Source organism: Oribacterium sp. P6A1, assembly GCF_000702885.1.
Taxonomy (GTDB): Bacteria; Bacillota; Clostridia; order Lachnospirales; family Lachnospiraceae; genus Oribacterium.
This window is the reverse complement of sequence record NZ_JNKO01000002.1, coordinates 72,835-98,756: the sequence shown is the minus strand read 5'-3', so window position 1 is coordinate 98,756 and position 25,922 is coordinate 72,835. Positions and strand designations below refer to the sequence as shown.

Here is a 25,922-nt window from a genome sequence, read left to right as displayed (position 1 = left end):
GGTCACTCGTTGGAAAGCACCATTCTCGCACTTCCGTAGATACCGGCATCATTGCCGAGGGTGGCAAGTGTTATATCAGCCTTTTCCTTAAGAAGCGGTGTCAGCTCATCATAATGCTTCCTGATTCCATCGATTAGATACTCTCCTGCCTTTGAAACTCCTCCGCCGATAACGTAAAGTTCCGGATCAGCCACCATGGATACCTGGGAAAGCACAAGTCCAAGATATCTAAGACTGGTTCCGAGGCTCTTTTCCGCAAGAGCATCTCCTGCCTTTGCACAATCGCAGACATCCTTCGCTGTCAATGCCTCTCCAAAATCTCTCATGGTTGAAGCTTCATCTGAAGCCGCAAGGACGCGCTTTGCTTCGCGGACTATACCTGTGGCGCTGGCCACCTGCTCAAGGCATCCATGACCGCCGCAGTTGCACTGTTCCTTCTCATCCTCTCGTACATGGATGTGTCCGATTTCTGCTCCCGCACCGTGAACTCCTGCAACTATACGACCGTTCATAATGAGGCCGCCGCCTACTCCTGTTCCGAGAGTTACCATCAGAATGTTGTTGTGGCCTTTTCCACCGCCCTGCCACATTTCACCCAGGGCTGCAACATTGGCATCATTTCCTGCTTCACATCTGATATTCCCGCCCATGAGCTCCTGCATCTCCTTTGCAGGCCAGTGATCATGCCATCCGAGATTAACACATACATGAACATATCCGTTTGGCTCAACAGGTCCCGGAACGCCTATACCGATACCTTCGATATCATTAAGCTCTATCTTCTTTTCCGCAAGATGCGCCTTAAGGGAATCTGCTACGTCAGGTAAGATGTATCTTCCTTCCTCTTCCTTTCTTGTAGGAACCTCCCACTTGTCCATAAGAACACCGGTGATAGTAAAGATTCCGCACTTTACCGTGGTCCCTCCAACGTCAATACCTACAACATACTGATTCATAACAGCCCCTCCGTAATATAGTTTTTGAAATAAAAATTAAGATGTGGGCTAAAGATTTTTCACCCACTTTATAATGCTGCAAAGGTCAAAAAGCCCAAATCCCATATACCCGCAAAGATTTGTGGCTTCTTGACCCGCTCATTACTTCAATTTAATCGACTCCATATATCCTGAGCTTCCTATCAGAACGTCCATTCCCAAAGGACCTGCTGCCTTTGATACGGCACTTACCTTTGAAATGGTTTTATCTATGCTTCCGTCGAATTTTATGTTTCCGCTCATATCATAGACTCTCAGATTTTTGTCGTTGTACAGAAATACCATGTCCTCATCTATATCAAATCCTGAGACATTGAAACCGACAGGCACACTGAAAACCATCTGTCCGTTCACACGATATACTGTGAGATTGTAAGCCTCCGGCGTATTTTCGTCTGAATTCAATGTTACGGTTCCCACATAATCATCTGAATAAGATATGGCTTTTATGGTATCTTCTATGGCTACATTCTGCAAAAGCTCCGGACTGGTGAGGACTTTCGTGCTGAAAAATGCTATACCGCCGTCATAAAATGCCTGAGCATAAGTATTATCGGAAAAATGTACACGACCGGTCAGATGTCCTGCGAAGTCGTCCGTAAATCCTCCCACAACACGGTTGCTGCCCGCATTCTGTCCTATCTCGTCAAGATTGTAGAATATGATCTTGTTGCCGATAGAACCGTTATCAATATATGCAAAGGATGTGATAAGCTCCGTTCCGTCCGGGGATACCGCGATATCTATAGGATATCCGTCTCCGTCGAGAATTGATTTTATGGAGATATCAAGAGCCGCTCCCTCTCTGGTGAATACAGTTATATAACTTGCGGAGGAATCCTCCAGAAGTGCATATACAACTCCTGTTTCGGCTATGGACAGCTTGTTAATGGGGAGGTTAGTCTCCGCCTGTCCCGTAGTACCGGATGTATTCATGATGAAAATGGATGTCTTTCCCTGATCACCGATGGCACAATAATCTCCGTTCACCGTCACACAGGGGCTGTTCATCTCGAAAGCCTGATTCCATATGACCTTTCCTGCGGAATTTATATAAGTGGCACCATCTCTTGTCACCTTCAGGAAACCGTCCGCATAAATCTGATAATCCTCATAATCAGATTCAATGGCCCCCGCCTCTGCTGTGGTATCAATTGACCAGTTTACACTAAAGCCCTGATACCTTCTTCGAAGAAGGTAATAGCTTATCGCCGCAAGCGTCAGGATTATGACAACCGCCATAAGAATAAATATGATCCGTCGTGATCCTGTACTCTTCCTTCCTTCTCGAATATGCTTTGATTCCTGCTGCTTAAGACGGTCTGTATCAACTATCCTCTTTCTCAGCTCATTTTTTCTATTTTCTCTGTATGTATCAGCCATTAAAAACTTCTATTCCATTCTGCCCAAATATCTTTAGGGAAACCCGTAAAGCGTTTCCTCAGTATAAGCTGGCAGGATATACCCCCTGATTAACCAACTCAAGCAGGGACTTTTGAACTGCTTCCTTATCCTCTGCGTATGTAACTCCGAACCACTTGTCGTGATCCTTCAGCACCTTAACACTTGCCCTGCCGGCTAGCATAAGCTGACTCACCTCATATGGAAGGAGATACTCTGACTTCATTTCCTTGCCATGGGCATCCAGCCATGCAGGGAAATTCTCTATCAATGTATCCAAAAAACTGCTCGGGAAACCAAACATATTCATGGAAACGATGGCATCTCCGTCTACACGTACCTCTTTGCCGTTTCCGTCAGTTCCCACCAGGCTTCCGTCTGCATGTTTTGCAATATCATAGGTCTCATTGATCTCCTTGAGATAATCATTTTCTCCCATCTTGCATACGCCACGGTTTACAGTACCGTTATCTGAGAGTGTGTTGCCTACGATATATCCGGCCATGCACATATCAAAGACCTTTGCATCCTCATCCATCTCATTTACAAGATAATCATGAATGAGCCTGAAGCCTTCCTTTCCGTAGAAATCATCTGCATTGATAACCGCGAAAGGACAATCTATATTTTCTCTTACCTGAATCAGCGCATGGGCTGTTCCCCACGGCTTTGTTCTTCCTTCAGGAACACTGTAACCCTCCGGCAGCTTGTCAATCTCCTGAAAAACGTACTCACATTTTGCGATCTTCTCGATACGATTGCCTATTATCTCGCGAAAATCCTTTTCTATATCCTTACGAATGATGAAAACGATCTTATCAAAGCCCGCGTCCAGTGCATCGTGGATAGAATAGTCCATAATGATCTCTCCTGAAGGACCAAGCTTCGCAAGCTGCTTGATTCCGCCTCCGAAGCGGGAACCAAGCCCTGCCGCCATAATTACAAGTGCTGTTTTTTTCATTTCTAATACTCCTCCCCAAAATGTTATCAATATCCGAGCCATGCCCCGTCCGTACCTACATGAAGTCCGTCAGGTGTTGTTGTATTGGTAAGCATAGCTCCAAAAGTACCATCATGCTGTTCATTGAAATAGTACCATTTGTCATTTATCTTCCACCATCCATGAAGCACTGCCCCATAGGTGGAACCTTGCGTCGTGTTCAGCAGATACCATCTGCCGTTTACTCTCTGGAGTCCTGTGAGCATGGCTCCGTTTGAGCCCAACAGATACCAGTTTACTCCATCCGGGCATATCCATCCAGTAAGAAATTGTCCATTCTGGAGATAATACCAGTCATTCATATACTGCATCCATGTTCCTTCGGAAGATCCTGTGGTTCCGGGGATGTTCTGAAGATTGAATCCCGGTCCGAAAACCTTCTCCGCACTGTTTTTCACAGTTGTTGTAGTGGATGATGTAGTCAGGGAATTGGACCTTGCCACAGGAATATTGAAAGTATAGCCCGAAGAACTCTTGTCATCATCTACGGTGCCTTCATTGGTCACATACTGTGAACCGGCTATAAACTTTCCTCCCTCGCCGCTGGCCTGAGCCTGTACCGATATATATTTCAGTGTCTTGTTTCCGGTGTTATAGCTGGAAACACTGACCTTATGCTTTGAATTGGAAACCGTGGTATGAGTTTCGTGATCTTCCCCTTCACTGTCTTCCCAATAGATATATACGGAATACTTGTCGGCATATTCAACCTTGTTCCAGCTTATCTCATTGCCGTTATCACTAAAGTTCGTTGGATTCTTCAGAACATAAAACGGGAATGTAGTGGCCTTTATCCTTATACGATCCGCGGTTCTTGACTGTATGCTTACAGAAGTTGCCGCACTGACCTCTACGGAACAGTTGGAAGAAAATGTATACCCGTTTGAAGGATGTACATCTATAGTGTATGTATATGCCGTCTTAGGTGTCTTTTTGTCACCCGAAGTGCTGTAATCATACACAAAATATGTTCCGTCATAGACTGCCGGCTCTTCACCCACCGACAGTTCTCCCGCTCCCATACTGCCCTCGTTATCCGGTGAAAGGTCAAGCCGAACCGTACTGATCTCTGATGCAAAGGATGACAAAGCAAATGCTGCCATAAAAGCTGCTGTTGCCAGGATAATGTTATGTAACTTCACTTAAATCCCTCCCTTTTAGTTAATACTGCGAGAATGTTTTTTCATTAGATTCCCACCACCAAATATGCACGATTCATCTCCCTTTAAAAGCACTTTATATTGTACCATATTTTACAGTTTCTTCAATTTATAAAGGGCGTGCCTTTCATTTTAATAAAGAAAAACACGCCCTTTAAATAATACTTATTCTGTATTGCCGTCTGCCCGGAAAATCATTCTTCATCCGGAGGATTATAAAATTTCACTTTTATCCCGCCGGAGAAATCAGCCTGTCATCACATGCTTATAAGTCCGAATACGCTGGCAACTGATGAGAACAGGATGATCACAACGAAGAACGGACAAAGGTACTTGATCATGAAATCGAACACCGGCTTACGGCGGAAACGCTTGCCCTCAAGCATAACCTCTTCTGCGATCTTGTCAATGTTTACAACACGCACAATAAGAAGACATGTGCACATTGCAGCCACAGGCATCATTACCGAGTTGGTAAGGAAGTCGAAGAAATCAAGGAACTGCATTCCTATAATGGTCACTGTATCAAGAGGACCGTAACCAAGTGCTGAAAGTGTTCCGAGAACTATCATGATAACTCCGGTAAACACTGTAGATCTTCTTCTGCTCCAGTGAAGCTCATCCTCAAATGTGGAAACTGCAGACTCGCTGAGAGCTATGGCCGAAGTAAGCGCCGCAAAAAGCACAAGCACAAAGAAAAGGATACCCATAGGTGCGCCAAGACCCATACTTGCAAAGATCTTAGGCATGGTGATGAACATGAGTGAAGGTCCTGCCTGAAGATTCTCTGCAGCCGCATCGCCCGAAAAAGCGAATACTGCCGGGATGATCATGAGGCCTGCCATGATAGCGATGGCTGTATCAAATATCTCTACCTGCTCAGTAGCCTCTTCGATAGAAACCTCTTTCTTCATGTAAGAACCGAAGGTAACAAGGATTCCCATTGCGATAGAAAGGGAATAGAACATCTGTCCCATAGCGGAAACCACTGTCATCCATGAGAAATTTTTCGGATTCGGAATAAGGAAATACTTTATTCCTGCAACAGCTCCAGGTCTTGTCATTGAGTATCCTGCGATGATCACAGCCAGTACCACAAGTATAGGCATCATGAACTTGGATACTCTCTCGATACCGTTCTGTACTCCGAGATAAATGATGGTAAGAACAGCAAGTGAGAAAATCAGGAAACAGACTTCAACCTGAAAACCATCTGTTATAAAGCCTGTAAAATATCCGTCAGTTGCAAGGTTCTCAACACCACCGCCTACAAAATACTCTGCCAGATATCTGACTACCCATCCGCCTATAACGCTGTAGTAAGGAACGATAAGAATCGGGATTATGGCATTGATCCATCCGCTCAGGCTGAACTGCCAGCCATGTCCGAAATGGTTAAATGCTCCCACAGGTGACTTCTTTGTCATTCTTCCGAGGGCTGTCTCGGCTATTATCATGGTGTAGCCGAAAGTCACCGCCAGAAGAATATAGATGATCAGGAAAATTCCACCGCCGTACTTTGCGGCAAGATAAGGAAATCTCCAGATATTTCCCAGACCAACTGATGCTCCGGCAGCTGACAATACGTAACCAAGCTTACCGGAAAATTTACTTCTTTTCTTTTTGTTCATTTTAAGCCTCCAAAATAATCCTGCCGGGACGAAAAAAATCCCGGGAGCTTTTATACTCCCGGGACGCAAAATCATATCACGCGGTACCACCCGACTTCAGGACCATGTCCTGCACTCATGGATCTAACAATCCTTTTCCCTGTAACGTGGGATCTACGTCAGCCTTTACTTGGCAACCGAAAAAACACCGAATGCCGTTCAAAGCTGCAGCTCGGGAGTGATAAGTCATTTACCATCCTCGCGATGATCACACCATCCATCGCTCTCTGAAGAGAACTCCTGTAAACGCTCTTCTCCTTCAACGCTTTTACGCTTTAAATTATTCAACTACTAAATATAATCATAATAAAAAATGTTTCAAATGGCATTTTTTTATGTTTATCCGGCTATTATATAACCTTAGGTAATATTATAAATAAACAGAAAATATCCTATCTTATAGCAGGACATAGTGATATACTAGCAATGTAAGCGATTACATAAAACAGTTCAGGTAACGGTTCCCCATTGAACCGGCAATATTTTCAGTCCTTTTGACTCATGTCAAAAGGAGCTGATGCTACAAATCGGAGGTATTTTATGTCACAGGATATGGCAAAAGAACATCCTGACTGCGCATACTGCGCTAAGGGAGAACTGGTAAAAAAATTCGGCTATGAGATCTGCGAGCTTCCAGCTTCTACAGTTTATCTTTTCAAAGAGCAGAGTCACCCCGGAAGATGTATAGTTGCATCAAAGTATCACGTTTCAGAGATGCTTGAACTCTCTTTGGAGGACAGGAATGCTTTTATCGCGGATGTTACCACAGTAGCTGATGCAATTCATAAGGTATATAACCCGGACAAGCTCAACTACGGTATGTACGGTGACACAGGTCATCATCTTCACATGCACCTCGTTCCAAAGTACAAAGATCAGTTTGAATGGGGCGGAACCTTTGCCATGGATCCTGACAAAAATAAAATCTCGGACGAGGCTGAGCTTGAGAAGATCGCAGCTCCCATCCGTGAGGCCATTTTAGCAAAGTAAAGGGATAAGAAGCCATATAACCAAACAGGAAATTCCTGATAACAAGAAGACTCCGGCTTTTGTTCAACTCTGCGCTGTAAAGCGAAAAGCTGAACCTAAGCCGGAGCCTTTTTAAGGTCATATCTCATTTTTGATGTATTTCGCAAGCTTCTTCAGCGCCTTTTGATTGCGCCGGAAGTAGCTGTATCTTCCCACATACTTCACTTCAAGAAATCCCGCCTTTACAAGCAGGTCAAGATCATGAGACGTGGTAGACTGCGCCTTTCCCGCCCTTTTCTGAATGTCTGTGACTGAGACCCCTCCCATAAAGTCAATGTCATTTAAACTTTCTTCCTTGCGTCCCGGAAAATACTTCTCCGGCTCTGCCAGCCATTTCAGAATATCTATTCGGGTTTGATTTGCGATAGCCTTAAGCATGATCAGTTTGTTATCTTTGTTGTCTTTGTTTTCTTTTTTATCACCCATATATCTAATTATAAATAACTAATAAAAAAAGTCAAAAATAAATAATTTTTTTGCACAATTCCCCAAAGTTATCAACATAGTTTTCTGCGTTTTTAATAACTTTTATACTTTTACACAGACTTATCCATATAATGTGGACAAAAAAAGGAGCCGAAGCTCCTTTTTTGCCGTTTTTATATAAAAACTCTTAAATTTATCCACATAATTTATTATCTATTCACATCAGCTGCCTGGCAAAAAAAATCTTTTTCACATGCCACGCAGCCCTTTAAATATCAAAATCATGCCATAATTGAGTGTCAAAAGCCGATATCGGATCTCTTCCAGAGGGCTGACGCTGCAGCCATGTCCTTAGGACCTGCCGCAAAACCCACCTTCCTCACATCTGCCCTATGTCTTCAGACTACTCTTCTGATTGCCAGTATTCTTTTGTATGTTGCGCTGTTTATAGTAATTCCATAACGGGATCCAAGAGCAGATAACAATCTGCCGTCTCCCAGATACAAACCTACATGCCCTGAATAACAAATGATATCACCGGGCTGTGCCTCGGCAAGACTTGCCACCGGAACTCCCACAGAGCGAAGTGCCGATGAAGAATGGGGCAATGATATCCCAAAGTTTCTGTATACGCTCATAACAAATCCCGAACAGTCTGTTCCGGAAGTAAGACTGCTTCCTCCGTATCTGTAAGGATTTCCTATGAACTGTGAAGCAAACTCAATAACCGCTTCTCCGGAAGACTTCTGCTCAATAGCGATGTCAACCGCCTCCTGAGCCACGCTTTCTGCCTCCGGAATGCTTAGTGCAGCATTGTCGATTTCTCCGCTGGTTCCCTCCGTAGATACCGCACCTTCCTCTATAGATGAGTTCTCTGCTGCTTTCATTCTTTTTTCATATTCTGCGTTTACTGTTTCTTCCAGATATGTATTGTCATAAGTTTTACTTGTTGCGAAAGAAGGTACTGTAAACGCCGTTATAGCCAACATTGTTACTAAAACAGAAGCACCAAGTTTTTTCACACCTCTTCTTAAGGGTGCAGAGACGAATCTGTATCTATCCTTCCCTTGAGCTCCGGCCTCTGTACTGCCAAATAATACTTTTCTAATAATCAAAAAATAACCTCCATTGTCACACAACAGAGGCTATTCTAAAACTTAAATATGAACTTGACCTAAAGATACTATAAACATTCCTTACCGTTTCTTGAGTAAAACCTTATGAAAAACAGTGGAATTTTATAAAATATTTATAAAATCGACCAAACAAATCCTTTTCAGCACCCCTATTATCGGCGTAATTAAAGGATTTATAAGCAATTATGAACAAATCCTGATGAATTTTACCCCGTTTCAGTCACAGACAACAACAACTGTTCCTTTATCGATCATTCCGTACAAAGCCTGTGCTCTGTCATGAGGCAGGTTGATACAGCCATGACTTCCGTTGTTCACATAGATATCGCCTCCAAATGAGGATCTCCAGTTTGCATCGTGAAGTCCTATGCCTCCGTTAAACGGCATCCAGTAATCCACATGTGACTCATAGGTCGGCTTTCCGTTCTTGCCTATAGGGCCTCTCAAAACCCTGTCTGTGGTCTTGTAATTCACGGTAAACAGACCAGTAGGTGTTGCTCTCCCCGGATTTGTAGCTGTTCCCGAAACTATGGGACTCTCCCAGACACATGTTCCGTCCTGATAGAAGTATGCATGCTGTGAAGAAATATCCACTTCAACAAATGTATTGCCCCACTGAGGCATGGCGCCCTGAGCCGCAACCGCTGCATATACAGGCTGTCTCACAACCGACTGAAGGGACTGAATATCAGCCGTAAGTGCTGCAGCTTCACCTGCCGGATCAATATAGTATCCATAGCTTGTTGCCAATGTCTTTACCGTGCCGTCTGCGCTGTTCCAGGTCTGGACCCCTTTTGAATCATACATATCCTTTAAGCCCTGTACATACGCTGCCACCTGATTTTGGTCAACTGTGACAACATTGCCATCATTTCCGGTAACCCAGGAAGCTATGGTGATTCCGTCAAGAACAACCGTTTCTCCAGTTGCCATCTGATAGGTAACAGACATGCCGTTCACCGATTCCATCTTTTGTCCCGTGGCCATAGCCTCCGCTGGAGACGCTGCAGCTTGATTGATGGCTGTCATGTCCATGTTTGAATTCACACCGTTTACTGCAGCCACCTGCGCCATCTTCTCCTCATATGACATAGTCGCAGCTGCTCCAACCTGCGCTGAAGCCGCCGCTGCGTCCGTCCCCGCAACTTCTGTCACATAATTGTCGGCATAAGCATTGGCACTGATCATGGCACTCACCGTCAGCGCAATAACAACCGAACGAAAAACTGATTTTTTCATGATTAACCCCTCTTATCATCATTTTAAATATTCTTCTGTTGTCATAAATTCAACATGCAGCGGAGAAAGCCCCTGAAGCACTTTCAGAACGGCAGCCTCGGTTTCATCATCAAGCCCGGCACAGGCATCGGTAAGATAAATGAAATGATATCCAAGGTCTGCTCCCTGAAAAAACGTCGACAGCACACAGCATTCAGCCACTACACCGGTAAGCACTATATCGCCGCCGTGAACCATGGCCTTATCCCCGGCCGCTCTCACATAAGGCTGGGAAAAACAGCTGTAGGTGCACTTGTCAAAATAGGGAAACTCCTCTACATATCTTGCAATCTCAGGTATGAACTCATTCATAACAGGGTCCTCGTTTATTTCCCTGTTCACATCATTGTACTCCGACCATACTCCGGAGGCATCATCCATGTCAGCCGCAATGAAACGTGTCAGCATTGCGGAAGGAGCTTTATCCTCCAAATCTATCACTCTGTCAAGCAGTTTTGATATACTGCCTGCCGCTCTCTTCACATTTCCGCAGGCCCAGGGCCCGCCGGCCGTATAGACCTTCTGCATATCTATGACAAGTATAAGATCTTCTTTTTTCACTCTGTACCCTCCGAATCATTCAAACCTCATGCTTCCATTTCCAGCTCTTCCATCAGGGAAACAAGATGAGGCGGATTCAATGCCGCCTTTTCAAGAACCGGATGATTTCTGAATATCTCATCCGGAGTTCCGTCTGCAAGGATTTCTCCGTGTGCCATGGCTATGACTCTTTCAAATGACTGAGCCACAAAGTCCATATCATGAAGTATGGCTATGACAAGTTTTCCCTTTGAAGAAAGATCTCTTATTATCTCCCGGATCTTCTTCCTTCCCTTATAGTCCTGAGCTATGGTAGGCTCATCAAGTATGATAACATCCGTATCCATGGCCAGAACCGAAGCAATAGCCACCATTTTACGGTCCGAAAGCTCAAGGTCATAGGGATTCTTCCCTGAAACCTCCTGAAGTCCTACGGTCCTCAAGGCTTCATGAGCTCTTTCAGCTGCCTCTTCACGAGTCATGCCAATGTTTAGAGGGCCGAACATAACCTCATCCAGAACATTGTATTTGAATATCTGGTCGTCAGGATTCTGGAAAACATAACCCACTTTACCTGCCAGCTCCGCAACTGTTTTTGAAGCTATATCCTGACCTCTGAAATCAAGTCTGCCGCTGTCAGGCTTGAGAAGTCCTTTCAGGATGCGAACGAGGGTTGTCTTCCCGGCGCCGTTCTGTCCGATGATGGCGGTAGGTCTTCTGTCCAGACAAAGATTTATTCCATTAAAGATTTCATTTCCTTTTATATATGAAAAATGCAGGTCCTCAACGGTAAAAGTCCGGTCTGATGATTCTGAACCGGAAGCCTCTGCCGAAAAGCCTTTTCCCGGAGATTTTATTTTATCACCTTCCATGCCCGGTTCACAGACATCGGAACTGATTATTTTCAAAAGCGCTGTTAAAAGTTTTTCACGATCAACACCCCTGGATTTTATAAGTTCCAGAAGCCCCTTCTTAGTTACAGGATAATTTCCGTCAGGAAGTCTCAGAGCATTCTTCCTTGCAAATTCAGTATAGACAGGAGGCATTACGCCATACTCCATGAGATCATCCCTTGAAAAGATCTTTTCCGGAGTATCAAAATCAATGAGCCTTCCGTGATGCATAAGTATGATCTTATCACAGTACTCCGCAAGCTTTTCGATTTTCTGCTCTATCATGATGATGGTAATGCCGGTTTCCGTAAGCTCATCCACGGTATGGAACACTTCCTCGGAGCCTGCCGGATCAAGCTGTGATGTGGGCTCGTCCAGGATCAGGATACCTGGATTCATGGCCAGCACCGAAGCTATGGCAACTCTCTGGAGCTGCCCTCCGGAAAGATCAAAGGGATTTCTGTCACGATACTCCCATATCCCGAACCGTTTCAGAACTTCCTCAACACGGGCATGGATTTCAGAAGGCTCTGTTCCCAGATTCTGCAGGCCGAAACCAACTTCATCATAAACTGTGTCCTTGGCACCGCTGAGCTGATTAAAGGGATTCTGAAAGACCAGCCCGGCTTTACTGCATAATTCGGCCACCGGCGCGGTCTTTGCCGTAAGGCCGTCCACAACCACAGAACCACCGTATGCACCCTTATAAAACTGTGGTATGAGTCCGAGAAGAGCCTGGGAAAGTGTGCTCTTTCCGGCACCGTTCTCCCCGGCTATTCCTATGAACTCCCCCTTTTCAATACTAAGGCTTATATCATCAAGGGCAAGCTCGGTTGTTCCAGGATAACGATATTTTAGATTTTTTATTTCAATCAGAGACATTACAAGCTCCTTGGTCATATTTGATTAATTCTTTTACAGAATACCTGTCACTCTAAGGATGATGACTGCCGGAAAGCAAAGGATGCTCACCCACTTCATGATTTGATCCGCAGTGCTGTAAGGATGACTGTAAAGATATGTCTTTTTCACCTTTGATCCAAAGCCCCTTACCTCAAGTGCTATTGCTCTTTCCCGGGTGGAAGTCAGGGCGGACATTACTACAGGGGAAATGAGAGGCAGAAAGGCCTTTATTCTCGTCATCAGTTTACCCTCGGTTTCCATTCCGCGGCTTCTTTGCGCATCTGAAATGGTGTGCATGGTCCCCATCATTTCCGGAACTATCTGAAAGACAGAATTAATTATGTATCCAAACTTCGGACTGAAACCCTTTTTTTCAAGTTCTTCCACAAGTTCGGAAGGGCTGGTGGAAAGCACCAGTACAGAAAAGCTCAGCAGCATATTCAGGATGTTAAAACCGATATGGGCCGAGTACAAAAGTCCCTCTCTGTAAAAGTTCACAGGACCGAGAGAAAGCAGAAGGGAGTCATTGTCCTTATAAAAGATTCCCTGAATTATAAAAATGGTCAATATGATGGTAAATGAAAACGCTATAAGAGGCAGCGCTTTTTTCAGCATCCGGGCACTTCCCAGCATGCAGATGCTTATGAATACCGTAATTGCGAACATAAACAGACGTCCGGATATAAGAGGAATAAGAATTGCCGCCACCAGATAGAACATCTTTGAAAAAGGATGAAGTTTTACAAGCCATGAGCCGTTATCGGAATAAAGTGATATAGATTTCATATTTTATATAGATCCTTTAACAGAGTAGTGGAAATACACCCTGCTCTATTCCACGTTGGCCTTCACATATGCTTTTGTGCAAGCACAACGCCCGCGTGAAGGCCTTATCGAGAATAAAACAGCGGCCATGACAGACATGACCGCTTAAGTTTCAATGTTCCGTTATCAGTTTAACAAAAACAAGGCATTAATCAAGTGACTCAACCACTGCATTTGCATCATAGAGTGATGTGAGCTTCCCGGGAAGCTTGCTGACTATAAGATATACGATGACACCTGTAATAAGTTTGTCAGGTACATCCACTACCAGCTCATCGAGAAGTGATCCTAACCATACAGGTAAGTTGGCAGCCTGGGTTGCTGCAAAAACAGCATCTCCCCATACGTTTCCGGTCTGGCCTCCCCAATAAATGATGTTGAGGGGTGTGGAAACGATAACTGCTGCAAGACCGCCGACACAGGCTGTGATCATTGCCTTGGGAAAACTCTCCATAAATCCGAGTCTCGACATAACACCTACAGAAATACCTATGAAAAGTGATGTAAGTGCGTAAACCAGAGTGATATTGTCTCCTGTTGTAAATCCGTAGATAAGGTTGTTGGCCGCACCGCAGATGCCTCCGATTACAGGTCCGCCAAGGATGGCACCTATGCATGTTCCGATACAATCAAGCCAGAGCGGAAGCTTAAGCACCTGAGCAAAAAGCTTGCCGATATAATTGATACCGATGCAGGCAGGAATCAGAACGATCACTGCAGTTGAGAAATTAGTTTTGAAAAGCTTACCCATATTTTATCTCCCCTTCGTTTTAAATGATTTTCATTTTGAACATGGATAAATGAATAAAAACTGCCATTATTATATACTAATTTTAAGAAATTGGGAGTCAATCCTTTGAAAATGCAATGCTTATGTTGCATCTTTCCTGTACGCCCATTCTCTCTATATAGATATCTGTCTTAGGTATCCACTTGTCGATGTAATCATCAAGCTCAGAAGTCCCCTCCCTTTCGATCACATTCTCAATCTGCTGATTGTATTCAACATCCATGAATATACGGAGGTCATATGGATCTCCGAAATAGGGATTCAAACAATAGGTACCTTCTATGATATTAAGTCTCTTTGGCGGAATATCTCTTGCGAATTCTGCATCAAAGTCCATGGTATGGTAGTTAAAGGGACGGTAATGAACCACCTCTCCTCTTTCCACAACATCAAGAACTTCCCGTTTGAAACGCTCATAATCCACGTTTCCTCCAACCTCCATCAAACGTTCTTTTGTTCTCTGATGGCTTTGGAGATAAAAATCATCCATATGGAACAGGTTACCGCCAAACTTCTCATGAAGATACTTGGAAACCGTAGTCTTGCCTGCCCCTGTACGCCCATCTATCGCGATGATGATCCGTTCATCACCGCTTCTTATAAGCTCCTCTATAGCTAACACTGCAGGCAAAAACCGTTTCCTGTTCTGCACCTGCCTCTGTCTCATATTATTCATTACTCTACCTTGAAACCTCAGTGCCTTAATCCTTTTGCGTTTTGGCGCTAAAGTTCCATCCCCGATTATGGAAATGCCGGCACCGGTGGTACAACGCCCGGCTATCGCCTGCTTTGTACTGCTTTGTATTTATTTTTGCACAATATGAGTTAAATCATAGAGGTTTGTCACAAAGATGTCAAGCTTGCCATATCAGCCCTTACAGCTCCATAACCTTCAGCACCTCTTCCCTGAGCTTTGCCCGCTGATCCTTCAGTAAAAGGTACTCATTATACTTATAGTACGCATCATTTCCGCACTCGGATATGAACTTAAGACTGTAGAAACCGGCATTAATGTCACTGAGGAAGATGACCAGCTCCTGTCCCTCGCCAAAAGCCCTGTTGATGAAAGCGAAAGCATTGGTAAGGTGCCCACCGGTCTTGTTTATGGAAAGAGCCCTCGCAGACTCTCTTTCTGTGAACCACTGCTTTGCGATTCCGTAAAGGGATTCGTTATCCCCTCCGGTAAGAGTCATCTTGTTTTCAAGCTCCTCAAGGGCAAGAAGTGTCTTTTTCTGTATCCTTAACTGATAACGGCTGAGCATGTGAGCCTTTATGCTCCTCTCCATATGAAGCTTCATAGCATCATGATTTGTACGAAGAGCGTCAAGAAGATCGCATTTTCCACCGGCCTTTTCAGACAGCTCCTTAAGCTTCTTAACCTCTCCGAAAACCGCTCTCTGTATGTCAAGCTGCTCGGCATAATGTCTAAACTCATGGTTAAGAGTATCCACCATAAGTCCGAGAAGAGACAGCTTTTCATCGAAGGAAGCAGAAATGATTGCAGAAAGGTCCTTAGGGAAATTGCCCTCAAGTATTTCAGGGACCTGATAAGTAACTCGATACTTGTTGTAAAGCTCATAATAGGTGGCAAAATCTCTTGCGATCTCAGGATCACCTATGTACTGCCCCACCAGATCTCTCGTTACAGGAAGTCCCATGTCCTCATAAACCTTAACTATACGGCTCAGATCCTCCCAGCCTCTTGCGGTAACAAAGTGCTTACCCTCAAGCCCCGCCTTAACTGAATAGAAATTTTCCTTCTTTATCTCAAGATATGCAAGGATGGCCCCGGAAACATCCATCTTATAGGCATATTCCTTCCACACCGAATAGTCCTCGGCTATATCGATCCTCTTCACTCTGTCCAGAGTAACTATATCGAAATCCCTTACCGACTTGTTGTACTCAGGGGGATTTCCCGCAGTCACTATCACAAATCCCTCAGGGACTCTGTGGGAACCGAAGGTCTTGTACTGAAGGAACTGCAGCATGGTAGGTGCCAATGTCTCCGACACGCAGTTTATCTCATCCAGGAAAAGTATGCCCTCATTAACTCCCGATTTCTCAATCTGGTCATAGATCGCCGCAATGATCTCTGACATGGTGTATTCTGTAACAGAATACTCCTCCGTACCGTATTTTTTCTTACTGATATACGGAAGGCCTATGGCCGACTGCCTCGTATGGTGAGTTATGGTGTAGGATACAAGGTTAATGTTAAGCTCCTCAGCTATCTGCTCCATGATGGCAGTCTTACCGATTCCGGGAGGTCCCATAAGAAGTACCGGTCTCTGCTTCTCCACAGGTATCCTGTAGGCTCCTGTCTCATCCTTCATGAGATAGGCTTTAACTGTATTTACAACTTCCTGCTTTGCTTCTTTTATATTCATATTCTCTCCGCCTGTTATCATTAATGACTATCGTCTCTCTGAAATAGAGTACATGTATCCAATTATCTATGATCGGATTCAGCGATTTATTCTTTCAAGTAAAGCTTCATTGCCCAATCCGGCACATCCTTGTCATTGATATCTCCGAGGGGGTCAAAGACAAAGGCTGTATCATAGTCCGTCTGCTTCTCGGGATACCGGCCATAACCGTCTGTAAAATAGAGCATTCCCTTCATCTCCGGAAGCTCCCTCTTTTTCCGGAGCTCCTCGATATACTCAAATACCGGCCGGAAATCCGTACCGTAACCTCCCCTCATCTGGAAGTTCTCCGCATACTCCTCTATCTCTTCAGGCTTCTGTAATGTCACATCCCTCTGAACCCGGTCATCACATTCAACTATATGAACCCTTATCTGTTTGAAGAAGGTGGTCCTGTTCCTAAGAAGCGCAGCCGTTTCATTAAGAAACTTCTGAACCTGCTCCTGCTTCGTTGAGGCCGAAGTATCTATAGCGATGACCAGATCCGATATCCTCCTGTCCTCACAGAATTCATTCTCCTCTATAAGAGGCATATTCCCGTAAAATTCCATACCATAGTTGTAGTAACCGTAGTCAAAGCTGTCGGGATCCACCCTTGTTTCCTCTCTCACCACCGTAAGCTTTCTGAGAAACTCTCTGAAGTCCGTTTCCTTTCTGTACTGGGCAGCCAGCACCCATCCGAGACTGCCTGTCTCATCCGAAGCATCCTTAGAAAAAGTTTCAAGCTCAGTCTTAAGCCGCTCTGCCGTATCCTTCCAGTTTTCAGCAAGCTCTTCGGGAGAGATATTATGAAGCGGGGCTCCTTTGCCTGCCTTTTCCTGTCTTTTTGCTCCGGGATTCCCCCCATCAGCCGGTGCATCTCCGGTGGACTCCTTTCCGTCCGGTCCATGAGATCTTCCGGAAGCATCTCTGTCATCCTTTGAATCATCGGATTTTTCAGGGGAATCTCCGGAAGATTCATTTTGCTTCTCCTCTTCCGGAGGATCACTGTTTTTATCCTTATTTTCAGGAGAGGCAGCCTCCGGAGGCATCATATCACTATCAGGAGAATTCTCGTCCCCTTTGTCAGGACCTTCTTCCCCATCCTCCAGTCTCTTCCAGAACTGATGGTCACATCTGTAAAACTCTTCATGAAGCCGAAGCCTCGTATCCAGATCTATGTTGTTAAGTTTAAAATAATTGTATATCCTCTCTGCCGTCAGCACCTTGCATTCCGCTTTAAGTTTTTCATACCACTGCTCCCTGAAGGGATAGGCCGGACGATTGATAATGTCATAATCCATGGAATCCAGCACCGACTCCACCTGTATATCCGCTGCAAGGTCCCAAAGCTCCTTATCCTCGTACTGGTCCGAAGTGAACATGTGCCTGAATATACAGTGAAGAATAATATGAAGATACAGCCTGTCCAGTTTCTGCGGACTCTCCACAAAAAGATGAAATACAAAGGTCGGATTATAATGTATTGTCCTTGCATCTGTACCCATTCTCTGCGTACTGAGATCCAGGGTGTAAGAAAGGCTGTCCAGAGCCCTTCCCATAAAACGCATGGCGAGGTACAGCTCCGTCCGAGCCTCCGTCAATATTCTGTTTCCGAAATCACTAAGGTCCTGATGGGCCTTCATCAGTTTTTTCTCCGCCATAAATCTTCTCTCAAAAATCAGTTTCTGTTACTGTTCCGGTATCATATCTTCATACTCAGGCATCATCGAATATACCTGTTTATCAAATAGTTCTTGGACAGCATTTTAAATTCCTTTACCGTCTGCCATCAAATATTTTTACAGTTCAAATATCTCGGGTCCGAAGGCTCCCTTTCCTGAATCCCTATTCCTGAAATACCGGTTCTGATAGTCCATCAGCAGGGCGCTGGTGGTCACTGCTCCTTCCTTTGCTGCCATCCTAAGAGCCGGTGCCACTGCTTCTTCCGAAATAAGCTCCTGTTCCACCATGAACCTTATCCTCTCCTCAGTCCTTGTTTTATCCTGAGGAATCCATATGAGCTCTCCCTCATGTCCGAAGCGTGGTGCATTATATCCCGCTATGAGCTTTGGAAGTATCTCCGGACTCTTCTCTCTCAGATAATCCTCATACTGCTTCCTGAACTCTTCGCTAAGTCTGTAGGGATACATAAGTCTGCCGAAAGCTGCATTGACAGCGCTGGCAGGTTCATCATAGATAAATCTCGAAAACAATCTGTCGTAACCTGTGAAATCAATGTCTGTTCTGGTAACCAGCTGTCTTGTCACATAACCGGAACCCTCTATATGCTCATGAAAAGCTCTGCTGAAGGTATCCTCCTCATAATTATCCGCATATGATGGAAATGTAAGCGCTGCTGTAACAATAGTCATTATTTCTGAACCTCCATCCGGAAGCTCTGCACTGACCCTCTTCACAGCTCTCTCAGGAAGCTCTGACAGAAGTTCATCCACATTTTGGAGCTCTTCATCTACAGGAAAGTGAATAAGTACAGGAATCATGGCATCACCGTCTCCTATCATTTCCTTCAGCAGTCTGAAACTGTTCTTCTTATTAAAAATTATTTCCACTTCCTGAAGTTCCTGACACTGACGCAGGGCTCCGTCATAATAATCCACCACACCATCCGTAAGACTCAGATAATGAAGATGATGACAGCTGTGAAAAGCATAAGGACGTATCTTTTTGATCTTGTCGGAAAGTGTCACTGTCTCAAGATCAGTCCTTGATGCAAAGGCCCTGTTATTGATTTCAGTGACAGGAATCAGTGCTCCTTCGCCTGTAAACCCGGAACCGGAAGCATCTTCCTTTGTGCCGACATCCTCAAAACTTCGGCGGCCTGTATTCTCTTCCTTTTCAAGGACCATGTATTCCGGAATATTCAGATTCTTTATGCTCCCCTCATATCCAGTTACACAGGCTATGGTATTTCCTTTATCATTTCTAATTTCGTAAGTTAAACTCATGTATATTTCACCGCTCAAAAATGAGCAGAAATCCTCTCATCTATCTATATACTATCTCGTTCATTCTAAAGGTAATATAAAATTGTATTTTGCGCAATTTAATTCTTTATAAATTTTAATCATGCAATCTTTCCTATAATACCACCATATCTCTTTCATCTGAACACGCTTAAAAATAAAACGAAGGAGAACCTTGATGATCATGTTCATCAAAGTTCTCCTTCCGGTAAAAGCTCAGTCCCAAAGTCCTGTGGTCTCGTAATCAGGATGAGCCTCAATCAAAGCTTTCAGCGCTTCGGCATTGGCCGCATCTCTCTCAGCCTTTGCTTTCTCCGCTGCTGCAAAAAGCTCATTATTCTCCTGACTTACTTCTTGAGTTATGTTTTCCTCTGGCGCATTGATATATTTTACTCCTGATATCTCCTGAGCCTCGGCCTCTCCCTTTATGGCAGAAGCCACAAGGTTTGAAAGCTTACCGTAAAACTCTCCGTAGAGATGTACTTTATCCGGCATATAATACTCAGGATGGCCTATAGCGAGATTATAGCTGTCTATGACAGTGGCTCCAAGTCCACCCGCAAGCTTAAGTGTAGGTTCAACAGCATTTCTCTGTAGCCCGAAATACTCATCCCTGGCCTCAGGCGGAATTATGAAATAAATCTTCCTTACCCTATTGCTCCTTAAATAAGTTTCAACCACCTCTCTGTACTGATTCTCAAAATACTTGGGAGTCCAGTTATATGCGCGGATATCATTGGCGCCGAACATGAATATCAGTATGTCCGCATCATACTTGACACTTTCCGGATACATCTCGGTGTCCACATACTCAAGGGGCCCATCATCTATAACATAGGATGCAGTCTGTCCGAAGTTCTTAACTTCGAAGCCTCCGCCCAAAGCCTTCTGAAGCTGTGCCGGATAGGAATCTGCCTCATTATCAAGAAGATATCCCCTGGTAAGAGAATCCCCTATGCAGGCCACCTTAGTGGAGGCAAGGGCTGTGGTCGCACATCCTCCAACCACACTGAGAACTGTTGTCATAAGGACAGCTGCCTTAACAAGATCACGAAATCTTTTATATATAAGTTTCATATTCACCTTCCTCATAATATCTCTATAACTTAACAGTTATTTTAGATTCATAGCCCTGCCAAAACAAGTATAGATTCTATGAAACCCTCTTACGATTTAATGATATAAGTGTCTTGTTCAGGCTTTATCCAGCATCTGCATTATTCCCTGTGTAACCTTTCATACTAATTCTTACACTGTCTTACGATGAAGCAATACAGCAAAAATAGCGATTTTTTCGAAAGTTTTTACGAATAATACATTGAAACATATAGCAATTAACTTATAATCAAATTAATCTAAATCCAAATTTTTAATGTCAGGGAGGTAATATCATGCCGACAATAGCACCTATATCAGAATTAAGAAATTATGGGCAAATATTAGATAAGGTAGAAGCAGGCAAGCCGGTCTACCTTACCAAGAACGGTCATGGCGAATATAGTATCCATAAAATAGAAGATGATGAATTATTTGACAAGGCAAGGGCCATGGTCAGACTCATGAATGAGCTCAACCAAGGTTTCTTATCGGGAGAAGAATCAGGATGGATCAGCGACGACGATGTTGATAAACACTTTCAAAAGAAGCGACAACTGATGGAGAAATGACATGTATTATGAATTAGTTTATTCTCCTGCAGCTTTGGAAGATTTAGATCAGGTATGGAATGAAGTTTACACTTCATCAACGGATTTAAGTACCACTGATAACTACATTTCAGCCTTAAGAAATGAACTTAAAGAAATCTGTAAAAACCCAAAACTTGGAAAGCGTCTTTGTTATGAAGATGTCTTTACAGGGATTTATTATATTTCCTGCAAAAAATATAATGCCTTCTATCGGATCAGAGCCAACAAAGTCGAGGTAGGAAGAATTCTTTATAACCGAAGCAACTATATGAAGCTTGTTTTAGGTTCAATGTAAATAACGAAATTGACGTTATTATTTATCCAAAACTTTGCCGAAGGTTTTTATAATATTCATCATGGCAAAAAAGCCGAACAGCTGATTCTCGATGGATTAATCAAGATTCAGCCCTTCGGCTTTGTAAATATTGTCACTGCCTGTATCTCTCCATGACCTCTCTAAGATGCCGGCTCAGTTTCTCGTTCTCACTGTAATCAACAGGGCAGTCGATAACTGCCGGTCCTTCACACCGGAAAGCTTCTTCCAGAGTCTCTATAAGATGATCTGTGCTTTCTATTCTGAATCCCTTTGCATGCATGGATTCAGCCAGCATCACAAAATCCGGATTTGTAAAATCAACACAGAAGCTTTCATTAAAGCGGTCATTCTGCTTCCATTTGATGAGTCCGTAGCTGCTGTCATTAAGTATCAGAACAACTATGTTGAGCTTAAGGCGCACCGCCGTTTCCAGCTCCTGGGAATTCATCATGAATCCGCCGTCTCCGGTTATGGCTATGACTCTGTTTTCCGGATGCACAAGCTTGGCCGCTATAGCCCCGGGAAGAGATATTCCCATGGTGGCAAAGCCGTTTGAAATGATGCAGGTATTGGGCTTATAGCATTCATAATGTCTGGAAATCCACATCTTGTGAGCTCCCACATCCGATAAAACTATGTCATCGGGTCCAAGGATCTTTCTTACGTCGCTTAAAAGCCTCTGGGGCTTTACCGGGAAAGAATCGTCTGTCTTATACTCTGCATTTTCTGTTTCAAAGGACTTCTTTATATCGAAGAAGACTTCCGGTTTTTTCTTTGCATCCACATAGAGAAGCAGCTCCTCCAGTGAATTCTCTATGTCACCTACCACCTCCACCTCAGGCTGGTACAATTTGTTTACATGGGCAGGTCTTGAGTCCATGTGAATGATGGTATGCTTTCCATCCACATTCCACTTCGACGGAGCAAGCTCAACTATGTCATAGCCTATACATATTACGAGATCCGCCATGTCGAGACAAATATTGGGGTAGTCTCTCTGGGGGATGCCTATGGTGGAAAGAAAATATTCACTTGTATATGAAATGATTCCCTTTGCCATCATAGTATTAATGACGGGGATATGGAGTTTTTCCGCAAATGCCGTAAGCGCCTTCTCGGCATGGGACCGCACCGCCGAATGTCCCACCAGGATAACCGGTCTCTGGGATCTGTTGATTATGGCCGCGGCCTCCTCAAGCTCATTTTTATCCGCATACTCCTTCCCTTTTACCGGCCTGTGGAGAAGCTTCTGTGAAACTCCCTCGGGCACCTCTTCTTCCGCCACATCCTGGGGTATACAGATATGCGAAGCTCCCGGCTTCTCTCCCTCAGCATATTTAAAAGCGAGACGCACGATCTCATTTACAGAGTTTCTGGACATTATCATTTTGGTTCTCTTTGTGATGGGCTGGAACAATGCCTCCAGATCCAGATACTGATGAGAAGTCAGTGGTATCTTGTCCGTTGAAACCTGTGCGGTTATGGCAACCAGTGGTGCACCATCACCGTTTGCATCTGCCACACCGGTAATCAGATTGGTGGCTCCCGGTCCAAGGGTGGAAAAGCAGACTCCTGCCTTTCCTGTGAGTCTTCCGTAAACATCCGCCATGAAAGCAGCACCCTGTTCATGGCGGACGATGATGGTTTCAATTTTTTCCGACTTATCAAGAGCCCTGACCAGGTCCAGATTTTCCTCTCCCGGAATGCCAAAAGCATATTCCACCTGTTCATGTTCAAGGGCTTTTACAACCATCTCCGCTACGTTCATATCTGTCCTCCGCATACGTTTCTATAAAACAATATGGGGCAAATGATTTAATCATTTGCCCCATTGCACTCAATATATACTGTATAAATTTATGACAGACTGATGCTTATCCTGAATTCCGGATTCTTTAGTATACCTTTCTCAGGATCACCGTCTCACAGTTTGTCTCCTAAAACCGTATCACCACGTATGTCAATTCACAACTGCCGGTTTTTAATGTCAGCCATAACAGAAATTCATTTATCCTCTGTCATAATTCCTGCAGCCTTGAGTACTTCCTCAACATACTCCACAGGAATGATCTCCAGCTTGTCCTTTACCTCGGAAGCCACATCACGGAGGTCTTCAACATTATCCTTCGGAATAAATACCTTTGTGACTCCGGCGCGCTCTGCCGCCATAAGCTTCTCCGGAAGTCCGCCTATGGCATTAACGGTTCCCTCAAGGGAAATCTCACCTGTCATGGCGATGTGAGGAGAAACCGGACGTCCTGTTACAAGGGATGCAAGAGCCGTTGTCATGGTGATTCCCGCTGAAGGACCATCCTTCGGAGTTGAGCCGTCAGGCACATGAATGTGGAGATCGTTCTCCTTGAACTTTGAAGCAAGCTCAGGGAATTTCGCCTTGACCAGTGAAAGTGCGATCTGCACAGACTCCTTCATCACATCTCCAAGCTGTCCCGTTACTACAGTCTTACCCTCTCCCTTTGTGAACAGTGACTCGATGTAAAGTATCTCGCCTCCCACCTGAGTCCAGGCAAGACCGGTCACTACACCGGGACGTGCCTCATCCTTCACCTTGTTATGAGTCAGAGCATGCATGTCCAGATATTCCCGAAGCTCTTCCTTTGTCACAACTATCTTTGGTTCTATGCAGACAGCTGTTTCTTTCTCTTCTCCGGATTCCTGGAGGCCATCTCCGGATATTACATCATGTTTTACACTTGCATCCACTGAAACCGTATCTTCTGTCAGATTCACGGCTTTACCATCCGTTTTATCTTCGATCTCCGGCACCCCATTCTCCCTGACAAACTTCACCGCCGCTATACGGCAAAGGGTATCCAGTCTCTTCTTAAGACCTCTGACGCCGCCTTCCCGGGTGTAATCGGAAATAATAGTTTCCAAGGCATCATCATTAACCTTAATGTCTCCCGGATTCAGACCAACGGCATCCAGAGCCTTGGGAAGCAGATGCTTCTCCGCTATCTGGAACTTCTCTCTGGGTGTGTAGCCCTGGAACTGAATCACCTCCATACGGTTGAGAAGCGGACCCGGAATAGTATCCAGAGTATTGGCGGTACAGATGAACAACACATCACTTAAGTCATAGGGCACATTCATGTAGTGATCTGTGAAGGTGTTGTTCTGCTCCGGATCCAGCACCTCGAGAAGTGCGCTTGCGGGATCTCCGTTGTAGGAGCTTGAAAGCTTATCGATCTCATCAAGAACCATAACGGGATTTGATACTCCGGCCTTGCTTATTCCATCCATGATACGTCCCGGCATGGCACCGATGTATGTACGTCTGTGACCTCTGATATCCGCCTCATCCTTGACACCGCCGAGAGATACTCTCACATATTTCCTGTGGAGAGCCTTTGCGATGGACTTTCCTATGGAAGTCTTACCGGTTCCAGGAGCACCCACAAATACAATGATGGAGCCTGACTGTTTTCTCTTCAGATTCATCACAGCTATCTGCTGAATGATTCTCTCCTTCACCTTCTTCATTCCGAAGTGATCCTCATCAAGAATCTTCTCAGCTTCCGAAAGATCAATCTGCTCAGGTTCCTCCTTCTTCCAGGAGAGTCCCGTTACAAAGTCGAGATAGTCATAAAGCATACCTGACTCGGCAGAATTGTCGCCGTCATTCTTTAGACGGTTAAGTACCTTGCCCGCTTCCCTTCTCGCCTCTTCGTTCATCTCTGATTCCTGAATCTTCAGCTCGAACTTACGGACCTCAGTCACCTGCTCAGGATGCATCTCGTCCAGCTCCTTCTGGAGGTAGTCGATCTGCTTCTTAAGTGCATTCTCCTTGTACAGCTTCTGATAGTCTTCCTGCTGCGCGAATTGGGCATCGGTAGTTACCCTGGTCACTTCGGCATACTCATAGATTATCTTCTCAAGAGCCTCGAACCTCTCCTTTTCAGAATCCATCTCCAGTACGGCATATCTCTCCTCATTGGTAATGGATATCCACGAGCTGAGAACCGCCGCAGCCTCTTCTATGGAAGTATACTGATCAATATGGCTTTCCATAATGGATCCCCAACGGAATCTGGATACCAGCTCCTTCAGGTCAACCTTGATCTTAAGAAGTCTCTGCCGGGCCTCATTTACATCCATATCCTTGATGCTGTCCCGCTTTACCGTGTCAACAAATATCTCATGCTGATCATTCACAGCAATTTCCTTTACATCCACACGATTCTCGGTCTTTATGATTACGTAGCCTTCTCCGCTTATCTCTTCAATCTTTCCCTCAACACCGATGGGATAAAAGCTCTTATCAGTTATCTGCTCCCGGATCTGCTGTTCCTTCATAACAAGGATAGTCACAGAATCTCCCTGATAAACATTGTTTCCTGCAATAGCACGAAACGCCTGAGTCTGAAAATAAATATTTGAATCTGGTAAGACCAACACATTATAGAGTGGTAATACTTTCATTTATACTCCTGTCTGTTCCTCTCGGGAACTGTGCCTT

22 protein-coding genes and 1 other annotated feature are annotated in these 25,922 nt (G+C 44.5%); of the genes, 3 read left to right on the top strand and 19 right to left on the bottom strand.

Annotated elements, in window-relative coordinates; all coding sequences use genetic code 11:
- Positions 1-2: 2 nt before the first annotated feature.
- The 5 genes from T515_RS01740 to T515_RS01720 all read right to left on the bottom strand — a co-directional run bounded on the left by T515_RS01740 (position 3) and on the right by T515_RS01720 (position 6,187).
- A complete protein-coding gene (locus tag T515_RS01740) occupies positions 3-956 on the bottom strand; it encodes an ROK family glucokinase (RefSeq protein WP_036606883.1) in 954 nt (317 codons plus the stop codon).
- A 141-nt stretch (positions 957-1,097) separates the two neighbouring features.
- Positions 1,098-2,378: a DUF5711 family protein gene (locus T515_RS01735; protein ID WP_051671327.1), complete on the bottom strand. Its 1,281-nt coding sequence runs from the start codon at positions 2,376-2,378 to the stop codon at positions 1,098-1,100.
- 58 nt (positions 2,379-2,436) lie between these two features.
- Positions 2,437-3,357 (bottom strand): nucleotidyltransferase family protein, encoded by a 921-nt coding sequence (locus T515_RS01730; protein WP_036606881.1) that lies wholly within the window; start codon positions 3,355-3,357, stop codon positions 2,437-2,439.
- A gap of 26 nt (positions 3,358-3,383) precedes the next feature.
- Positions 3,384-4,538, bottom strand: a complete 1,155-nt coding sequence (locus tag T515_RS01725; RefSeq protein ID WP_036606879.1) for a hypothetical protein — start codon at positions 4,536-4,538, stop codon at positions 3,384-3,386.
- Between the two features lie 275 nt (positions 4,539-4,813).
- A complete protein-coding gene (locus tag T515_RS01720; RefSeq protein WP_036606878.1) occupies positions 4,814-6,187 on the bottom strand; it encodes a sodium-dependent transporter in 1,374 nt (457 codons plus the stop codon).
- Positions 6,188-6,243: 56 nt separating this feature from the next.
- Positions 6,244-6,498: a binding site (T-box leader), on the bottom strand.
- A gap of 268 nt (positions 6,499-6,766) precedes the next feature.
- On the opposite strand from T515_RS01720, the gene T515_RS01715 reads away from it, so the two are divergent.
- Positions 6,767-7,216: an HIT family protein gene (locus T515_RS01715; protein ID WP_242839308.1), complete on the top strand. Its 450-nt coding sequence runs from the start codon at positions 6,767-6,769 to the stop codon at positions 7,214-7,216.
- Positions 7,217-7,333: 117 nt separating this feature from the next.
- Here the strand turns inward: T515_RS01715 and T515_RS01710 are convergent, their stop codons facing one another.
- The 12 genes from T515_RS01710 to T515_RS01655 all read right to left on the bottom strand — a co-directional run bounded on the left by T515_RS01710 (position 7,334) and on the right by T515_RS01655 (position 20,518).
- Entirely contained in the window at positions 7,334-7,681 is a 348-nt protein-coding gene (locus T515_RS01710; protein WP_051671326.1) for an ArsR/SmtB family transcription factor, read from the bottom strand.
- A 398-nt stretch (positions 7,682-8,079) separates the two neighbouring features.
- Positions 8,080-8,796, bottom strand: coding sequence for a C40 family peptidase (locus tag T515_RS18250; protein ID WP_051671325.1), 717 nt, complete (start codon positions 8,794-8,796; stop codon positions 8,080-8,082).
- Positions 8,797-9,033: 237 nt separating this feature from the next.
- The gene (locus tag T515_RS01700) at positions 9,034-10,056 is read right to left on the bottom strand and encodes a L,D-transpeptidase (protein WP_051671324.1); all 1,023 of its coding nucleotides are present in this window, start codon (positions 10,054-10,056) and stop codon (positions 9,034-9,036) included.
- A gap of 18 nt (positions 10,057-10,074) precedes the next feature.
- Positions 10,075-10,656 (bottom strand): cysteine hydrolase family protein, encoded by a 582-nt coding sequence (locus T515_RS16265; RefSeq protein WP_051671323.1) that lies wholly within the window; start codon positions 10,654-10,656, stop codon positions 10,075-10,077.
- 26 nt (positions 10,657-10,682) lie between these two features.
- Entirely contained in the window at positions 10,683-12,410 is a 1,728-nt protein-coding gene (locus T515_RS01690; protein WP_036606876.1) for an ABC transporter ATP-binding protein, read from the bottom strand.
- 33 nt (positions 12,411-12,443) lie between these two features.
- Positions 12,444-13,217 (bottom strand): energy-coupling factor transporter transmembrane component T family protein, encoded by a 774-nt coding sequence (locus tag T515_RS01685; RefSeq protein WP_036606874.1) that lies wholly within the window; start codon positions 13,215-13,217, stop codon positions 12,444-12,446.
- Between the two features lie 187 nt (positions 13,218-13,404).
- Positions 13,405-14,007 carry a membrane protein gene (locus T515_RS01680; protein WP_036606872.1) on the bottom strand — a complete coding sequence of 201 codons (603 nt, stop codon included), beginning with the start codon at positions 14,005-14,007 and terminating at the stop codon, positions 13,405-13,407.
- 97 nt (positions 14,008-14,104) lie between these two features.
- Positions 14,105-14,722 carry a uridine kinase family protein gene (locus tag T515_RS01675; RefSeq protein ID WP_036606870.1) on the bottom strand — a complete coding sequence of 206 codons (618 nt, stop codon included), beginning with the start codon at positions 14,720-14,722 and terminating at the stop codon, positions 14,105-14,107.
- 199 nt (positions 14,723-14,921) lie between these two features.
- The gene (locus tag T515_RS01670; RefSeq protein ID WP_036607185.1) at positions 14,922-16,436 is read right to left on the bottom strand and encodes an ATP-binding protein; all 1,515 of its coding nucleotides are present in this window, start codon (positions 16,434-16,436) and stop codon (positions 14,922-14,924) included.
- 86 nt (positions 16,437-16,522) lie between these two features.
- Positions 16,523-18,118, bottom strand: coding sequence for a DUF2201 family putative metallopeptidase (locus tag T515_RS01665; protein WP_036606868.1), 1,596 nt, complete (start codon positions 18,116-18,118; stop codon positions 16,523-16,525).
- Positions 18,119-18,256: 138 nt separating this feature from the next.
- Positions 18,257-19,423: a leucine-rich repeat protein gene (locus T515_RS01660; RefSeq protein ID WP_036606866.1), complete on the bottom strand. Its 1,167-nt coding sequence runs from the start codon at positions 19,421-19,423 to the stop codon at positions 18,257-18,259.
- 234 nt (positions 19,424-19,657) lie between these two features.
- Positions 19,658-20,518, bottom strand: a complete 861-nt coding sequence (locus T515_RS01655) for a GDSL-type esterase/lipase family protein (protein WP_036606864.1) — start codon at positions 20,516-20,518, stop codon at positions 19,658-19,660.
- A gap of 314 nt (positions 20,519-20,832) precedes the next feature.
- Between T515_RS01655 and T515_RS01650 the strand changes: the two genes are divergently transcribed.
- Both T515_RS01650 and T515_RS01645 read left to right on the top strand, forming a co-directional pair.
- Positions 20,833-21,108 carry a hypothetical protein gene (locus T515_RS01650; RefSeq protein ID WP_036606862.1) on the top strand — a complete coding sequence of 92 codons (276 nt, stop codon included), beginning with the start codon at positions 20,833-20,835 and terminating at the stop codon, positions 21,106-21,108.
- A gap of 1 nt (position 21,109) precedes the next feature.
- Complete coding sequence (locus T515_RS01645) at positions 21,110-21,424, top strand: type II toxin-antitoxin system RelE/ParE family toxin (protein WP_036606860.1); 315 nt, start codon at positions 21,110-21,112, stop codon at positions 21,422-21,424.
- 133 nt (positions 21,425-21,557) lie between these two features.
- Here the strand turns inward: T515_RS01645 and T515_RS01640 are convergent, their stop codons facing one another.
- Both T515_RS01640 and lon read right to left on the bottom strand, forming a co-directional pair.
- A complete protein-coding gene (locus T515_RS01640) occupies positions 21,558-23,213 on the bottom strand; it encodes an acetolactate synthase large subunit (RefSeq protein ID WP_242839307.1) in 1,656 nt (551 codons plus the stop codon).
- 236 nt (positions 23,214-23,449) lie between these two features.
- Entirely contained in the window at positions 23,450-25,885 is a 2,436-nt protein-coding gene (lon, locus tag T515_RS01635) for an endopeptidase La (RefSeq protein ID WP_036606854.1), read from the bottom strand.
- Between the last annotated feature and the right edge of the window lie 37 nt (positions 25,886-25,922).

What these genes read in the sequence shown, in the direction of transcription:
- T515_RS01740 (WP_036606883.1), bottom strand. Translation starts at nt 956, where the DNA reads ATGAATCAGTATGTTGTAGGTATTGACGTTGGAGGGACCACGGTAAAG.
- T515_RS01735 (WP_051671327.1), bottom strand. Translation starts at nt 2,378, where the DNA reads ATGGCTGATACATACAGAGAAAATAGAAAAAATGAGCTGAGAAAGAGG.
- T515_RS01730 (WP_036606881.1), bottom strand. Translation starts at nt 3,357, where the DNA reads ATGAAAAAAACAGCACTTGTAATTATGGCGGCAGGGCTTGGTTCCCGC.
- T515_RS01720 (WP_036606878.1), bottom strand. Translation starts at nt 6,187, where the DNA reads ATGAACAAAAAGAAAAGAAGTAAATTTTCCGGTAAGCTTGGTTACGTA.
- T515_RS01715 (WP_242839308.1), top strand. Translation starts at nt 6,767, where the DNA reads ATGTCACAGGATATGGCAAAAGAACATCCTGACTGCGCATACTGCGCT.
- T515_RS01710 (WP_051671326.1), bottom strand. Translation starts at nt 7,681, where the DNA reads ATGGGTGATAAAAAAGAAAACAAAGACAACAAAGATAACAAACTGATC.
- T515_RS01700 (WP_051671324.1), bottom strand. Translation starts at nt 10,056, where the DNA reads ATGAAAAAATCAGTTTTTCGTTCGGTTGTTATTGCGCTGACGGTGAGT.
- T515_RS01690 (WP_036606876.1), bottom strand. Translation starts at nt 12,410, where the DNA reads ATGTCTCTGATTGAAATAAAAAATCTAAAATATCGTTATCCTGGAACA.
- T515_RS01685 (WP_036606874.1), bottom strand. Translation starts at nt 13,217, where the DNA reads ATGAAATCTATATCACTTTATTCCGATAACGGCTCATGGCTTGTAAAA.
- T515_RS01680 (WP_036606872.1), bottom strand. Translation starts at nt 14,007, where the DNA reads ATGGGTAAGCTTTTCAAAACTAATTTCTCAACTGCAGTGATCGTTCTG.
- T515_RS01675 (WP_036606870.1), bottom strand. Translation starts at nt 14,722, where the DNA reads ATGAATAATATGAGACAGAGGCAGGTGCAGAACAGGAAACGGTTTTTG.
- T515_RS01670 (WP_036607185.1), bottom strand. Translation starts at nt 16,436, where the DNA reads ATGAATATAAAAGAAGCAAAGCAGGAAGTTGTAAATACAGTTAAAGCC.
- T515_RS01665 (WP_036606868.1), bottom strand. Translation starts at nt 18,118, where the DNA reads ATGGCGGAGAAAAAACTGATGAAGGCCCATCAGGACCTTAGTGATTTC.
- T515_RS01660 (WP_036606866.1), bottom strand. Translation starts at nt 19,423, where the DNA reads ATGAGTTTAACTTACGAAATTAGAAATGATAAAGGAAATACCATAGCC.
- T515_RS01655 (WP_036606864.1), bottom strand. Translation starts at nt 20,518, where the DNA reads ATGAAACTTATATATAAAAGATTTCGTGATCTTGTTAAGGCAGCTGTC.
- T515_RS01650 (WP_036606862.1), top strand. Translation starts at nt 20,833, where the DNA reads ATGCCGACAATAGCACCTATATCAGAATTAAGAAATTATGGGCAAATA.
- T515_RS01645 (WP_036606860.1), top strand. Translation starts at nt 21,110, where the DNA reads ATGTATTATGAATTAGTTTATTCTCCTGCAGCTTTGGAAGATTTAGAT.
- T515_RS01640 (WP_242839307.1), bottom strand. Translation starts at nt 23,213, where the DNA reads ATGAACGTAGCGGAGATGGTTGTAAAAGCCCTTGAACATGAACAGGTG.
- lon (WP_036606854.1), bottom strand. Translation starts at nt 25,885, where the DNA reads ATGAAAGTATTACCACTCTATAATGTGTTGGTCTTACCAGATTCAAAT.